15 protein-coding genes are annotated in these 13,864 nt (G+C 60.7%); 3 read left to right on the forward strand and 12 right to left on the reverse strand.

The features are described from left to right. From ACVVH8_RS15750 to ACVVH8_RS15760, 3 genes are all read right to left on the reverse strand, one after another. Positions 1–972 carry a hypothetical protein gene (locus tag ACVVH8_RS15750; protein ID WP_103302160.1) on the reverse strand — a complete coding sequence of 324 codons (972 nt, stop codon included), beginning with the start codon at positions 970–972 and terminating at the stop codon, positions 1–3. A gap of 322 nt (positions 973–1,294) precedes the next feature. Continuing rightward, positions 1,295–1,774 (reverse strand): DUF934 domain-containing protein, encoded by a 480-nt coding sequence (locus ACVVH8_RS15755; RefSeq protein ID WP_475224671.1) that lies wholly within the window; start codon positions 1,772–1,774, stop codon positions 1,295–1,297. Beyond that, complete coding sequence (locus ACVVH8_RS15760; RefSeq protein ID WP_475224674.1) at positions 1,771–3,444, reverse strand: nitrite/sulfite reductase; 1,674 nt, start codon at positions 3,442–3,444, stop codon at positions 1,771–1,773. The genes ACVVH8_RS15755 and ACVVH8_RS15760 overlap by 4 nt, the downstream gene beginning before the upstream one ends. A 409-nt stretch (positions 3,445–3,853) precedes the next feature. Here ACVVH8_RS15760 and ccoN point away from each other — a divergent pair, with 409 nt between their 5' ends. Continuing rightward, positions 3,854–5,281: a cytochrome-c oxidase, cbb3-type subunit I gene (gene ccoN, locus ACVVH8_RS15765; RefSeq protein WP_475224676.1), complete on the forward strand. Its 1,428-nt coding sequence runs from the start codon at positions 3,854–3,856 to the stop codon at positions 5,279–5,281. Positions 5,282–5,299: 18 nt separating this feature from the next. Next, positions 5,300–5,518: a CcoQ/FixQ family Cbb3-type cytochrome c oxidase assembly chaperone gene (locus ACVVH8_RS15770; protein WP_103302163.1), complete on the forward strand. Its 219-nt coding sequence runs from the start codon at positions 5,300–5,302 to the stop codon at positions 5,516–5,518. A gap of 129 nt (positions 5,519–5,647) precedes the next feature. Here the strand turns inward: ACVVH8_RS15770 and ACVVH8_RS15775 are convergent, their stop codons facing one another. Then, positions 5,648–6,139 (reverse strand): hypothetical protein, encoded by a 492-nt coding sequence (locus tag ACVVH8_RS15775; protein WP_475224679.1) that lies wholly within the window; start codon positions 6,137–6,139, stop codon positions 5,648–5,650. Positions 6,140–6,331: 192 nt separating this feature from the next. Here ACVVH8_RS15775 and ACVVH8_RS15780 point away from each other — a divergent pair, with 192 nt between their 5' ends. Then, on the forward strand, positions 6,332–7,024 hold the full coding sequence (locus tag ACVVH8_RS15780) for an aspartate/glutamate racemase family protein (protein ID WP_475224682.1): 693 nt from the start codon (positions 6,332–6,334) through the stop codon (positions 7,022–7,024). Position 7,025: 1 nt separating this feature from the next. On the opposite strand, the gene ACVVH8_RS15785 is transcribed toward ACVVH8_RS15780, so the two are convergent. The 8 genes from ACVVH8_RS15785 to ACVVH8_RS15820 form a co-directional block, all read right to left on the reverse strand. Next, entirely contained in the window at positions 7,026–7,544 is a 519-nt protein-coding gene (locus ACVVH8_RS15785) for a GNAT family N-acetyltransferase (RefSeq protein WP_475224685.1), read from the reverse strand. A gap of 193 nt (positions 7,545–7,737) precedes the next feature. After that, a complete protein-coding gene (locus tag ACVVH8_RS15790; RefSeq protein ID WP_475224688.1) occupies positions 7,738–8,718 on the reverse strand; it encodes a LysR family transcriptional regulator in 981 nt (326 codons plus the stop codon). A gap of 183 nt (positions 8,719–8,901) precedes the next feature. Continuing rightward, a complete protein-coding gene (locus ACVVH8_RS15795) occupies positions 8,902–9,849 on the reverse strand; it encodes a peptidylprolyl isomerase (RefSeq protein WP_475224691.1) in 948 nt (315 codons plus the stop codon). Beyond that, positions 9,846–10,319, reverse strand: a complete 474-nt coding sequence (locus ACVVH8_RS15800; protein ID WP_475224693.1) for a YbjN domain-containing protein — start codon at positions 10,317–10,319, stop codon at positions 9,846–9,848. Before ACVVH8_RS15800 ends, ACVVH8_RS15795 begins: the two co-directional genes overlap by 4 nt. A 17-nt stretch (positions 10,320–10,336) precedes the next feature. Beyond that, on the reverse strand, positions 10,337–10,966 hold the full coding sequence (locus ACVVH8_RS15805; protein ID WP_475224696.1) for a DNA repair protein: 630 nt from the start codon (positions 10,964–10,966) through the stop codon (positions 10,337–10,339). Positions 10,967–10,983: 17 nt separating this feature from the next. Next, positions 10,984–12,681, reverse strand: a complete 1,698-nt coding sequence (locus ACVVH8_RS15810; protein ID WP_475224698.1) for a putative porin — start codon at positions 12,679–12,681, stop codon at positions 10,984–10,986. A 39-nt stretch (positions 12,682–12,720) separates the two neighbouring features. Further along, positions 12,721–13,425: an energy transducer TonB gene (locus ACVVH8_RS15815; protein ID WP_475224701.1), complete on the reverse strand. Its 705-nt coding sequence runs from the start codon at positions 13,423–13,425 to the stop codon at positions 12,721–12,723. A 3-nt stretch (positions 13,426–13,428) separates the two neighbouring features. Further along, on the reverse strand, positions 13,429–13,854 hold the full coding sequence (locus ACVVH8_RS15820) for an ExbD/TolR family protein (protein ID WP_007915482.1): 426 nt from the start codon (positions 13,852–13,854) through the stop codon (positions 13,429–13,431). Between the last annotated feature and the right edge of the window lie 10 nt (positions 13,855–13,864).

Below are 13,864 nucleotides of genomic sequence, written 5' to 3' on the forward strand. Positions count from 1 at the left end.
TTACCAGGAAGATTCGCCGCTGCGCAGGGCGATTTCGCGTCGGCTGTGGATGCGCATAGCCTTGATCAGCGACACCGTCCCGACCATCAGAATCGCCGCGCCAAACAGGAAGTCGATGTTGTATAGCTGGAAGTCCTGCACCGGCCCGATCAACAACCCTCGCACCACGGCAACGCCGACCAGCGTGGCCAGGAAGTCGATCCCTGGCGCGTCACGATAGAACACCAGCATCAACGGCAGGCACAGCACCAGCAGAAGCATCAGCACGACCACCTTGAACGAACCTTTGCGCTCGACGCTGAACGCGCATTCGTGCGGGCCGTAGGCCTTGTAGTCTTCGTCGCGGATCATCGAGGTTTTTTCGTTGATGTAGTCGACGCGGTTGTACTTCTGGATCGGTGTGAAGGTATTGGACATCTCCATCAGCGTGGTGATGTTCTTGAAGCGCAGGTCAATGCGCTCGCTGCCCTTGAGGTAATAAAGCACCGGTTTATAGCCATAACGGTAGGTATCGAACGGGAACTCGGTGACCTGGCCCTGAACGCCGATCGGGCGTGGCTCCAGTTCCGCGTAAGCACTTTTGTTGGTGGCCGAGAGGTTGCGGCTCAGTGGCTGCACCTTGACCTGTTCAAGGAAGATCGGCGTGGCCCCGTAGGTCCACTGCAACGGTTCCAGACGCAGGCGCAGTTCGTTGCGGCTCAGGTCATAACGGTTGAACGTGCGTTCGGAAACCACCAGCGAACCGCTGAGCATGAACTCGCCGCGCAGGTTGTTGGTAACGCGCAAGGTCAACTGATCCTTGCCCAGCAACGCCGCTTCGTTGGTCGGCGGAGTGCCGCACCACGCTGTGCTTTCGCCCGCGCCGCCGAGTTGGCCGTCGCGGTTTTCCTTGAATACATAAAAGTAACTGGCCCACAGCGTCAGCAGCAAAAGAAACGCTGTGAGGCCGAGGATTTTCTTGCCCGGACTCACTGATCAGACTCCCTTCTTCGGTTCCATCGTCCAGCCGAAAACCCGCTGGCGACGGCGACTCTAACAAAAGGCCATCATCGACCCAAGGGAAAATGCCTGATCGGCGAAGGTTGTAAGGGTTTCCCCTGCATGCGTAACACCCTGTGGCGAGGGGATTTATCCCCGATCGGCTGCGCAGCAGTCGCAAACCCGGCGGACGCGGTTGAGCTGCGAGAGCCAGTTGGCAGGTTTAGGGGCCGCTGCGCAGCCCATCGGGGCGGTGCGACGTTTCGCTAAATCCCCTCACCACAAGGTTAGACACCACAGGGAGTAAATTCCGTACTCAGCGTCGACGGAATAGCGGACGTGGTTCGATGACTGAGCGGCCATACAGCACGCTCATTCCCGCCAATCCCTTCAGCGCATCTTCAGCCGATTTGTCCTCGCGCACGGCAAAACTGTCGAAGCCACACTGGCGCATGTGGCTGAGTTGATCGCGCAGCACATCGCCAATCGCGCGCAACTCCCCTGCCCAGCCGAAACGACTGCGCAGCAAATACGCCTGACTGTAAGCGCGGCCGTCGCGAAAGCTCGGGAAGTCGAGTGCAATCAGGGGCAGCGAGGCCAACCACGGAACAAGGCTTTCGACTTCATCGTCCGGCCCCAACCACACCGCGTGGGTCGATGGCGATTGCAGCCAGTGCGCCAACGGCAAAATCAATAATCCTGCGGGTCGTGCCATTGAAGGCTCGCGAATCAATGTCCAAGGATCATCCGTCACAAGCCGCGCCACGCCCTGCTCCAGCCGCAGCAAATTGTTCATGCCGAGACCTCCAGTGCTTTCGGATACACCCGCTCCTTGAATGGCTCCAGACCAATCCGCGCCAAGGTATCGACAAACAACTCCTCACTCTCGCGGTAGCGCACAAAGGTGCCGATGATCCGCTCGATGACCTGCGGCACTTCAGCGGCGCTGAACGACGGACCGATGACTTTGCCCAGTGCGCTGTGCTTGCCCTGCGCGCCACCGAGGGTGATCTGGTACCACTCGCTGCCGTTCTTGTCGACGCCAAGGATGCCGATATTGCCGATGTGGTGATGGCCGCAGGCATTCATGCAGCCGGAGATGTTCAGACTGATGTCGCCCAGATCGTGCAGATAGTCGAGGTTGTCGAAACGTGCCTGAATCGCCTGGGCAATCGGGATCGATTTGGCGTTGGCCAGCGCGCAGAAGTCGCCGCCGGGGCAGGCAATGATGTCGGTCAGCAAGCCAACGTTGGCGCTGCCCAGATTTCGCTCGCACGCCAGTTGCCACAAGGCATACAGATCGGCTTTCGGCACATCCGGCAGGACGATGTTCTGTTCATGGGCAATGCGGATCTCGCCGAAGCCGAAACGCTCCGACCAGTCGGCGACTGCCAGCATCTGCAATCCGGTCACGTCGCCCGGCGGCGAGACCCCGCCCGGCTTGGTCGACAGGACCACGCTGGTGTAACCCGGCACCTTGTGCGGCTGCACGTTGCGCGCCACCCAACGGGCGAACGCCGGGCTCTCGGCGAGGCGCGTGCCGAAGTCCAGATCGGTATCCGGCAGCGTCCGATACGTCGGCGGCACGAAGGCGCTGGCAACCCGCCGATATTCGCCATCGGTGAGCTGCGCTGGACCGTCCTTGAGGTGCTGCCATTCTTCTTCCACTTCTTTGGCAAACGCCTCGATACCCAACGCTTTGACCAGAATCTTGATCCGCGCCTTGTACTTGTTGTCGCGCCGGCCATGGCGGTTGTAGACCCGCAGCACCGCTTCGACATACGACAACAGATGCTGCCACGGCAGCCCGTCGCGAATCTGCAAACCGAGGATCGGCGTGCGCCCCAATCCGCCACCGACGATCACTCGCAGGAGCATCTGGCCCTCGCGGCCGGGGTAAAGGTACAGGCCGATATCGTGCATCATGATCGCCGCGCGATCCTGCTTCGCAGAGCAGATGGCGATCTTGAATTTGCGTGGCAGGAAGAGGAATTCCGGGTTGATCGTCGACCACTGCCGCAGGATCTCCGCCAGCGGTCGCGGGTCGATCAACTCGTCCGCTGCAACGCCGGCAAAGGCTTCAGTGGTGATGTTGCGTACGCAGTTGCCGGAGGTCTGGATCGCATGCATGTTGACCTGGGCCAGACGTTCGAGGATGTCCGGCACCTCCGCCAGTTCAATCCAGTTGAACTGCATGTTCTGCCGCGTGGTGAAGTGGCCGTAGCCACGGTCGTAATCAGCGGCGATGCTCGCCAGCGTGCGCATCTGCCCGGCGCTCAGCGTGCCGTAGGGAATCGCCACGCGCAGCATGTACGCGTGCTTTTGCATGTACAGGCCGTTTTGCAGACGCAGCGGCAGAAACTCTTCTTCACTCAATTCCCCGGCCATGAAGCGCTCGACCTGATCGCGAAACTGCGCAACGCGCTCGAACACCAGTGCGCGGTCGTAATCATCGTATTGGTACATGCAACTGCCACCTCATCAGGACGCACACAATTCCTGTAGGAGTGAGCCTGCTCGCGATTGCGGTGTGTCAGTCGACATCTCTGTTGCCTGACACACCGCAATCGCGAGCAGGCTCNCGATTGCGGTGTGTCAGGCAACAGAGATGTCGACTGACACACCGCAATCGCGAGCAGGCTCACTCCTACAGATTTTGCGAGGACTATGGCACTACGGCGCAGCACGCAACAGATTCACCTGAAACGATAAAAACCGTATCAGGACGCGGCAGAACGCCGCAGGCAGTACCTCAATCTGATCCGCATAAATGAAAGATTCCTGAGCCTGTTTTGTTTCCGGTGGGGTTTCTACAGTGCAACCCATGCCAGACCGGGTGGCCTGGCAAGACTTTGCAACCGTGGATGAACTGACCATGAGCACAGCAACAATCGGACAGGCTTATAACTACAAGGTCGTCCGCCAATTCGTTATCGCGACGGTTTTCTGGGGTGTCGTGGGCATGGCGATGGGGGTATGGATCGCCTCGCAACTGGTATGGCCGGAGATGAATCTGGACTTGCCGTGGACCACCTTCGGTCGCTTGCGGCCCTTGCACACCAGCCTGGTGATTTTCGGCTTTGCCGGCAGCGCGCAGTTCGCCGCCAGTTACTACGCGGTGCAGCGCACCTGCCAGGTGCGGCTGTACTCGGACAAGCTCGCCGCGTTCACCTTCTGGGGCTGGCAATCGGTGATCGTGATCATGCTGATCACCCTGCCGATGGGCTACACCACCACCAAGGAATACGCCGAGATCGAATTCTCCGGCGCCGTGTGGATGGCTTTGGTCTGGGTCGCTTACGCCATCGTGTTTTTCACCACCGTGGTGCAGCGCAAGACCAAACACATCTACGTCGGCAACTGGTTTTTCGGCGCGTTCATTCTGGTGATCGCCATGTTGCACGTGGTTAACCACCTATCGATTCCGGTGGACTGGTTCAAGTCGTATCCGGTGTATTCCGGTGCCACCGACGCCATGGTGCAGTGGTGGTACGGGCACAACGCCGTGGGCTTCTTCCTGACCACCGGGTTCCTCGGGATGATGTATTACTTCGTGCCGAAACAGGTGAATCGGCCGGTGTATTCGTACCGGTTGTCGATCGTGCATTTCTGGGCGCTGATCACCCTGTACATCTGGGCCGGCCCGCACCATTTGCACTACACCGCCCTGCCGGACTGGGCGCAATCGCTGGGCATGGCGATGTCGCTGATCCTGCTGGCACCGAGCTGGGGAGGCATGATCAACGGCATGATGACCTTGTCCGGCGCCTGGCATAAATTGCGCACCGACCCGATCCTGCGCTTCCTCGTGCTGTCGCTGGCGTTCTACGGCATGTCGACGTTCGAGGGGCCGATGATGGCGATCAAGACCGTCAACGCCCTCTCCCACTACACCGACTGGACCATCGGCCACGTCCACGCCGGCGCGCTCGGCTGGGTGGCGATGATCACCTTCGGCGCGACCTATCACATGGTGCCCAAGGTCTTTGGCCGCGAGCAGATGTACAGCACGCCGCTGATCAACCTGCACTTCTGGCTGGCGACCATCGGCACGGTGCTCTACATCGCCTCGATGTGGGTCAACGGCATCACCCAAGGCCTGATGTGGCGGGCGATCAACGAAGACGGCACGCTGACTTACTCGTTTGTCGAGGCACTGCAGGCCAGTCATCCGGGGTTCATCGTGCGTTTTGCCGGCGGGGTGTTCTTCCTCAGCGGCATGTTGCTGATGGCTTACAACGTCTGGCGTACGGTACGCGTCGCCGATGTGGCCATCGCCCACCGTGAAGCGCAGATCGCCTGAGACAGGGAGCCGGTGAATATGGATATTTTCTTCAATGTGTTGGGGGTGGTTTTTCTGTGGCTGGCGGTGGAGTACTGCCTGCGGCGGGAGACCGCACAGAGTCTGGAGGATGCGAGCATGGTGCCGTTTGCCGATGATCCGGAGGTGGCGCGGCGGGTTGAGCTGGCCACGGGTAAAACCGTGAAGGCTGTGGCGCCAGAAATAGCCAAACCCGGCTGGATTAACCTCGATATGTAAGTCACCCAAAACCAATGTGGGAGCGAGCCTGCTCGCGGATACGGTAGATCACTCGACATCGATGTTGAATGATGTATCACATTCGCGAGCAGGCTCGCTCACACTGGGAAATGTGTGAATCCCTGCGATCTAGGTGCGGTCGCGGGGAATCAGGCTCTGCAGTTGCTGCGCCAGAAAATCCGCATCAAACACAAACGTATCCGGATCCTTCAGCCCATTGGTCTTGCGCCACTGCCACTCGCCGTTCGGCAACCCCACCAGCGAAATACTGCCGTAGCGCGCCGCCGTCAGGCCCATCACCGCCAGCGAAATCTGGCCCGCGCTGCCCATCACGTCGGGCACGAACTCCACCGGTTTGCCGGCGATCACGATGCTCAGCTTTTCAGTCTTGAAGGTCGAAGTCTCTACCGGGGTGCTCGGGCCGAAAGCGACATACGCCTCGCGGCTCACTTCCAGCAGATTCGGTGCCTGCACCGGCTCCAGCCATTGCTGGATATGGCTGAACAGTTCGCTGATGCGGGTTGCCCAGGTCTGTGACTGCGTTTCGAACAATTGCTTCTTGTGCGCTTCACTCTCGGCATAGTGACGAAGCATTTCGCCCAGCTGTTGTACGTCGTTCATCGGTACGTTCCTCGGTGAGCCTGCGTTCTCCGATAGTGACAGATCGAAGCGCCGGCGTACGTTAAACCTCAGAACCCGGCACCGGGACACTTTGCAGAAGGATCAACGGTACAGTTTGCCTGGCACTGGCATGCGCTTGCGAACAAATGGACACTCTGCCCAAGCCCAACCTTCATCACCAAGGGAAGTCCAATGCGCACCATCGGCATGATCGGCGGCATGAGCTGGGAGTCCAGCGCCGAATACTATCGACTCACCAATCAACAGGTCCGTGATCGTCTCGGCCCATTGCGCTCGGCACAAGTGCTGATGTACAGCGTCGATTTCGGCCCGGTCGAACAAGCCCAACATGCCGGGCGCTGGGAAGACGCGGCGGCAATTCTGGTGGATGCCGCGCGCAGGCTTGAGGCCGGCGGCGCCGAATGCGTGGTGCTGTGTACCAACACCATGCACAAGGTCGCCGAGCAGATTCAGGCTGCGATCAGCATTCCGTTCCTGCACATTGCTGAACCGGCCGCGCACGCCGCGATTGCAATTGACGCGCGAACGGTCGGCTTGCTCGGTACGGCATTTACCATGGAACAAGACTTTCTCAAGCAACGCCTGATTGCCCAGGGTTTGACGGTATTGGTGCCCGATGATGCTGAACGCCAGCAGGTGCACCGGATCATCTACGACGAGCTGTGTGTCGGGGTGATCAGCGAGGCATCCCGCAAGATCTACCAACAGGTGATCGAGTCGCTGACGGCGCGTGGCGCCCAGGCGATCATTCTCGGCTGCACGGAAATCGGCCTGCTGATCAAACCCGAACACAGCGCCCTGCCCTTGCTCGACACCACCGAGCTGCACGCGCAGTCGGCGGTGGCGTTCGCGCTGGGCGACTGAGTCAGGCTTTCGGACGGTTGCGCAGACGGGCCATGCTGAGGGTATCGACCCACTGCCCGTCGCGCACCGCATAATCGCGAAACAGGCCTTCGGTCTCGAAACCGAACTTGCGGTAGAGACCGATGGCCGCCTCGTTATCGGCGTACACCGACAGCTCGACGCGGTGCAGATTCATCCAGTTGTCGGCGACGTCCAGCGCCGCCGCCAGCAATGCCGAACCCACACCCTTGCCCTGCCACGCCTGCGCGACGGCCATGCCGACGCTGCCGGCGTGACTGCGGCGAATCCGCGAATAGTTTTCCAGGCCCAGATTGCCGATCACCACGCCCTGGTGCAGCGCCACCAGTTGCACCACGCGCTCGTTGTCCGGCATCAGTCGCTTGCGCCAGATCTCGGTGGCTTGAAACGGCATCTGCAACACCTGCCGGGTCACGGCCGGGTCGTTGTACAGCGCAGTGATGCCCTCGACGTGGGATTCGTTGAAGCGCTCGATATGAATGGCAGGGGTGTGCTCGGGCATGGCGGATCTGTCCGTGATCGATGTGTGGCCGCCCACTCTAAACCGATCAACACGTTGTCTGCCATAGGTACATATTTGTAGGAGCGAGCCTGCTCGCGATAGCGGTGTATCAGTCGAAATTGATTAATCTGACACACCGCTATCGCGAGCAGGCTCACTCCTACAAGGGAATGTCGGCGTAGAGGGAATAAGGTCAGCTCTGGAACCATTCCTGGCGTTCGTTGAAGGTGTGGTGGATCAGTTCCACCAGCGTCTGCACTTCGGCGATATGTTGCGACTCGGCATTCACCGCCAGCCACGCCTGCAACTGCATCGACTCCTCGAACAACCCCGGCAATGCCACCAACCCACGGTCGTAGCGGCTCATGTAAATGGGCAGCAGACCGATGCAAGCGCTGCACCGGATCATTTCCAGCATCAGCTCGTAGGACTGCATCTGCACCACCCCGGCCAGACGTTGTTCGACGAGGTTGTTCCAAGGGCGGAAGCTGTCGATCTGACGGTCGTGCTGCCATTGCACGAGCATGAAATCGGCGAGGTCGTCAGCGCTGTCCGGGCGCGCGGTGACGCGGGAGTAGCGTTTGGCGATGTGCGGCAGGTAGTCCAGTCGCGCAAGCCGTTGCGGCTCGCTGGTGGCGAAGGTCGGGCCGGGATGCGCGGAATCGCCGTGGGCCAGCCAGAGGACTATGTCGGCGCTGACCGCACGCAGGGACAATTCGCTGTCGAGAGCGATGATCTCCAAACGTACGCTGGCATTGCGTCGCAGCAACGCGATCAGGTCACGGCCGAGAATGTCATGCAGGATCGATTCGGCGACGGCCAGACGTATCAGCGGCTGTTCGACCACCGGCAGTTTGCGCTCGTTGGCCAGCGCTACCAGTTTGGCCTGCAGTTGCTGGCCTTCGCGGGTCAGGCTCAGCGCGCTGCCCTGAAAGCTGAACAAGGTATGTTGCAGCTCCTGCTCCAGTTGCGCCAATTGCTTGCGCAACAAGGTCGAACGCACATTGAGACTGCGCGCGGCCTGCATGAAGCAGCCGCAGCGGGCGCTGACCAGAAAGTATTGCGCGACTTCGGCGTCGATCGTCGCGGCTTGCGCCAGCCAGGGTTCGCTGTTGCCCTGCGGCCAGCGAAATTCGGCGCTGCCCTGTCGTCCTGCGGGTTCGGTGAATGACATCGATGACTCCCTGTCGATCTTTGTTGTTTGATGGCTTCCAGCACTTGATAAACATCTGAACCCTGTGAGGGACCTGTGGGAGCTGGCTTGCCAGCGATGAGGTGGGCACATTCAACATCGCTAGACTGACATTCCGCTATCGCTGGCAAGCCAGCTCCCACAGGGGTTGTGGTGAAAGTGAAATCAGAGTTTTTCCTCAAGGACCTTGTTGAGTTCAGCGCCGTCGATACTCAGGGTCGCGGTGTTGAGCATGCCGTCCAGATACGCCTGGGCAATCTGCTCCTGCCGCTGGGCACGCAGGGCCTGAGTCAGTTGATCGCGCAATTCGTCCAGCGTCGCCGTTCGCGGCGGTTGCTGTTCGGTGAGTTTGATCACATGGAACCCGGCCGCGCTTTGCACAGGGTCGGAGACTGCGCCGACCTTGAGCCGCGCCACCGCGCCGCGCACTTCCGGCACCAGTTGCTGCAACGGTTGCAGCCCCGTGTCGCCGCCGCGTTCAGCGGTGACACGATCCTGCGAATACTGCGTCGCCAGTGCAGCAAATTCCCCTGGGGCGGCCTGAGCTTTCTTGCTCAATTCCGCCGCCTGTTTGCGCACTGCTTCCAGGTTCTGCGGCTCATTCACTCCGAGGAAAATCTGACTGACCCGATACAGCGCCGGCGTCTGCCAGTTGGCTTTGCCGGCGTCATAGGCCTGCTGCAACTCGGCCGCGCTCGGGTACTCGGCCGGCACCTGGCTGACCGAACGCAAATAATCGCGGAAGACAATCTGTTCAGTCGCCGCACGCATCTGCTGCGCGACGTCCGGACGCTGCGCCCATCCTTGCGCATCGGCTTGTTCGAGCACCGCTTTTTCGGCCAACCGCGTACGAATCCAGCGCTCCAGCGCCTCACGATTGCCGCGCAGCTGTTCGCGGGTTTCGGGCGCGACAGTCGCCAGCAGCGCCTGCAATTCGGCCGGCGACACTTGCTGATTGCCCAACCGCGCCACCGCCGGCCCCGTAGCAACCGCCGCCACCGGCGACGATTGCTGGGCGGCGACCGGGTCACTGCCCGGTCGCACGGCCAACGCCACGGCCACCACCAACAGCGCCACCGCAGCGGCGCTGATCACCATGGCAGGCTTTTTCACAGCGCGACTTCCTCTTGCTCGGCCACGGCCACTTTGGCGGTCTGCGCGGCGGCGCCGTTCTGGGTGAAATCCCGCAGATAGACAATGAATTCCTGCAACAGACGATCCCACAGTTCCAGATTGCCGCGCAGGTGATCGTTGCTCACGCCCGCCGCGACCACCACGTCCATTTCCATCACCAGAAACTCGCCCTGCAACGACAACCGCGCAAAGCGACGGGTCGCGTTCCACTGCTCGGCCACACCCTGTGGCAACTCACCCTGCACGCGCAGCGCACAACTGAAAGTAAAATCGACAAAGCTGCCCTGCTCCACCGCCGGATTGCCGAAACGCACGGCGTAGCCGATGCCCTGGCTGGCGCTGAGCAACTGGACGATGCCGTTCTGTTCGGTCTGGTTGACGCGATAACCGGCGGCTTGCAGGACATCGGTCAGGGATTGCGGGGAAACGTGGCTGATCAATTGAGTCATTATTTCTTCCTTGTTCATCAGTGTGCGAGCGCGGCTTGCGGCGCGTCGAATTGAGTCTTGTAGAGGTCGTCACCGAACCCCTGGGCCAGTTCATCGAACTTGACCCGGGCGCTGCCCGCGAAGGGCTGGCGAATCTTCATCACCTCGGCCACATCGATGTTTTCGTAGGCGGTGAGGATCTGCTTGGCGACGCCGTACATCTGCTGATTCTTGACTGAACATTGCTGCACTTGTGTGTCACGTTCAGCCAATTGCGCTTGAAGCTTAGACCGTTCTGCCTCTTTGGCACGGGCCATCACCAACAGCTCGTCATAAGCCTTTTTGAACTTGCCGGTCTGCTCATTGCTGGCCGCCACTTGCGCCTGCGCCTGGCTGTGCAGGCTTTGCTGCTGCCCGGCCAGTTGCTCGGCAATACCTTTGGCCTTGGCCAGTTCCGCCGTCAATTGCTTGATCTGCGCCTGCGCGGCCTTGGCTTCGTTCTGCGCCGCCAGTTGCGCGGCGCTGGCCTGGGCCTGCTGACTTTGCAGGGCCTGCAACTGTTGCGTGGTGCTGCGCAATTGCGTACGCAGGCGTTCTTCCATGCCTTCAGCAGTTGCCCCGGTGGCAATCAACATGCCGACCCCCAGCCATAAAAAGCGGATTTTCATCACCCTCTCCCGGCGCCTTAGAAGCGCGTGTTGATCTCAAGCTGCAAGACGTCGATGTCGAACGGCGCGCCGTACACCGCTTCGGTGCTCATCCAGCGACCCGTCGCGTAAACGTTCTTCGCCAGACCGTAGTTGCCGCCGATGAAGTAACCCTTGGCGTTGGTGCCGCCGAGGTGGAACGACGAGTCGTTGAAGCCGTCCGGCAAGGCATCTGGCTGGATGTACTTGTAGCCGGCGAACATGTTCCAGTCGCCCTGCTTCTTCAGGTCCAGCGCGCTGCCAAGGGTGAACTGCACCATCCACGCATTGGCACCGCTTTCGATGTCGCCATTGCTGTCGAGGTTGTTGACGATCTGCCCGGCCGAGCGCTTGCGCATGTCGCCTTCGTCATAAGCGAGGTTGTGGATGTAGTTGCCCTGGCTGCGCAACTTGAAGTCTTCTGGCAGGTCGGCGTCCCACACCATGTTCAAGTCCAACAGATTGAATTCGGAAGCGAGACCAACGAATTGCGGCTGCGGCGTGGTGGTCGGGTTGAGCGGGTTCGGCGTGATGTCACGTAGCAGGAATACGCTGTTGCCCTTCTGCATGAACGCCGCGCGGCTGCCGTCGCTGTCGCAACCCGGGGCGCCGGCCCACGGTTCGCAAGGGCTGGAGCGCTGGCCCTGAATGTCGTCGAAACGGTAGTAAGCCAGCGCACCTTTCAAGCGATTGTTGCTGTTGATCGCCCATTTGGCACCGATCTGCGCACCGTACAGCCACTTGTTGTCGCTTTCTTCCTTGTCGAAACCGTTGCTGCTGGCGGTGTCGTTGGTGTAATCCACCGGGAACGCGCCGACGGTGCCGAACACGCCCCAGTCGCGGCTGAGTTTGTGATCGAAAATCGCCGCCACACCGTCGAAGTTCAAATCGTTGGAATAGAGCATGTCGGTGGACATGAACGGGTTGGCGAAACGCCCGCCGGTCAGGGTCAGTTCATCCGTGGGTTTCCAGTTCAGGTAGCCCTGATCGAGCCAGATGTCCTTTTTGGCGAAACCGCCGCCGAGGCTTTGGGTGGTCGATACCGGGTTGTTGTCCGAGCCGGTGCCGATACGAATGCCGGCGGTCCATTGCGGTGAAATCTCCGCTTTCATGCCCAGACGTGCACGAATGCGGAACTGGTTGGTGCGGTCTTCGCGGGTGTTGAGCAGCGGCGGCAGATTGGTGCTGCTGTTCGGGTTGACGTCGTAGGGGCCGTTGTTGTTGAGCTTGGCGAAGTCGACGATTTCGTTGCTGTTGCTGTCCGAGTAGTAGCGCGATTCGTCACGCAGACGAATATCGCCGTCGAAACTGATGCGCGCAGCCCATTCCGGGAAGCTGTTGGGCGCGGCCCAGTTTTCCTGTTTGGCGGTGGCCATGACTTCGGCTTTGACCTGATCGCGGATCTGGTCGCGCACGGCGGCCGGCACGTATTGCACCCGCACATCGCCAGGCGCGGCAACTGGCCCGGCCGCGACGGCGGTGGATGCCGCAGCCTGTTTTGCCTGCGCCGCTTCGTTCTGCGCCTGAGCGATCAGCGCGTCGGCCTTGTCCTGTTTCAGAATGCCCTGCTCGACCAGCAAGCGGATCAGATTGATCGTGGCGTTTTCCGAGGGCGCAGGCGCTGCCACGGCCTGACCGACCAGGGTCGCAATGACCATGCCGACCGCCAGGGACAATCGATTCACGTTGGAAATCATCTGCACACAACTCCTTTTCATACAGCTTTATGAATTCGGTTAACCCGGACGCCGCCCTTGCAGGGACAGGCGCACAGGCAAAGTGATGGAGGCCGGCGGCCGTTCGCTCAGGGCCGGCGCACCGCGCAGCGCGGCCAGTACCTGGGTATCGGTTTCCGGGTTGCCGCTGGACTTGATCAGCTCGACCCGGGTGATCTCGCCGACGCTGCTCAGCCACACATCGGCCTGCAACGTGAACGCGAGGTTGCGCAGATCAGGGTTCTCGCGCAGCAGCTTCTGGAAGGTGAACGCGAGGAACTGGCTGTAAGTCCCGGTGCCCAGCCGTCCGCCACCGGCGCCAGCCATGCCGCCGCCCTTGCCCGCGCCGATGTTGAACGCGTCGTTACCGGACTGAGCGTCGCCGTCCATTTGCATCGGATTGGCCAGATCGTCCGCCGGCGATGGCGGCGCTTCTTCCTCGGGCTTGACCTCTTCCGGTTCAGGCGTTGGCTCAGGCTCGACGACTTTTTCTTCCACCGGAGTTTCCGGCTCTGGTGGTTTCTCCGGCGGCGGCGGTGGTGGTGGCGGCAACGGAATGATCGTCGGCACCTTCGGCGCTTCACGTCGAATGCCGCTCATGTCGTTGGCCCACTGCCACAGCAGATACGCGGCGATGGCGCCGAGCAGCAGCCCGGCGCCCCATTTCACAAAACGCAACGGCGACCGTTTCACGGGCAGCGGCTCGAAGGGCATTTGTGCAGTCATGACTCAGCCCTGACTCGGTTTGCCGGTCACAAGACCGACCTGGGACAGTTCGAGCCGGCGCAACAGATCCAGCACTTCGATGACTTTCTGGTATTGCACCGTCGCGTCACCGCGCACGATCACCGGAAAATCCGGGCTCTGCGCCTTCTCGATGCGCAGGCGTTCTTCCAGCTCAGCCAGGGTCACCGGATAGGCATCGAGGAACACCTGACCGCCGTCGTTGACCGAAATCGCCTTGGTCTTGGCCTCGGACAACGACACCGAAGCGCTGGCCTTGGGCAGGTTGATCTGAATCCCCGAGACCTGCGCCGTGGCGGTGAGGATGAACATCACCAGCACCACCATCAGCACATCGACCAATGGGGTGATGTTGATGCTGTCCACCGCTGCATCTTCGTCATCGTCGTGGGAGGCATTTACAGACGCCATGTCAGTGCTC

It is taken from the genome of Pseudomonas trutticola BRTCR10, from assembly GCF_056155105.1.

Excerpts from the sequence above, each read along its gene's own strand:
- ACVVH8_RS15815 (WP_475224701.1), bottom strand. The coding sequence starts at position 13,425 with ATGACTGCACAAATGCCCTTCGAGCCGCTGCCCGTGAAACGGTCGCCG.
- ACVVH8_RS15775 (WP_475224679.1), bottom strand. The coding sequence starts at position 6,139 with ATGAACGACGTACAACAGCTGGGCGAAATGCTTCGTCACTATGCCGAG.
- ACVVH8_RS15755 (WP_475224671.1), bottom strand. The coding sequence starts at position 1,774 with ATGAACAATTTGCTGCGGCTGGAGCAGGGCGTGGCGCGGCTTGTGACG.
- ACVVH8_RS15760 (WP_475224674.1), bottom strand. The coding sequence starts at position 3,444 with ATGTACCAATACGATGATTACGACCGCGCACTGGTGTTCGAGCGCGTT.
- ACVVH8_RS15800 (WP_475224693.1), bottom strand. The coding sequence starts at position 10,319 with ATGACTCAATTGATCAGCCACGTTTCCCCGCAATCCCTGACCGATGTC.
- ACVVH8_RS15785 (WP_475224685.1), bottom strand. The coding sequence starts at position 7,544 with ATGCCCGAGCACACCCCTGCCATTCATATCGAGCGCTTCAACGAATCC.
- ACVVH8_RS15790 (WP_475224688.1), bottom strand. The coding sequence starts at position 8,718 with ATGTCATTCACCGAACCCGCAGGACGACAGGGCAGCGCCGAATTTCGC.
- ACVVH8_RS15780 (WP_475224682.1), top strand. The coding sequence starts at position 6,332 with ATGCGCACCATCGGCATGATCGGCGGCATGAGCTGGGAGTCCAGCGCC.
- ACVVH8_RS15770 (WP_103302163.1), top strand. The coding sequence starts at position 5,300 with ATGGATATTTTCTTCAATGTGTTGGGGGTGGTTTTTCTGTGGCTGGCG.
- ccoN (WP_475224676.1), top strand. The coding sequence starts at position 3,854 with ATGAGCACAGCAACAATCGGACAGGCTTATAACTACAAGGTCGTCCGC.
- ACVVH8_RS15810 (WP_475224698.1), bottom strand. The coding sequence starts at position 12,681 with ATGATTTCCAACGTGAATCGATTGTCCCTGGCGGTCGGCATGGTCATT.
- ACVVH8_RS15820 (WP_007915482.1), bottom strand. The coding sequence starts at position 13,854 with ATGGCGTCTGTAAATGCCTCCCACGACGATGACGAAGATGCAGCGGTG.
- ACVVH8_RS15805 (WP_475224696.1), bottom strand. The coding sequence starts at position 10,966 with ATGAAAATCCGCTTTTTATGGCTGGGGGTCGGCATGTTGATTGCCACC.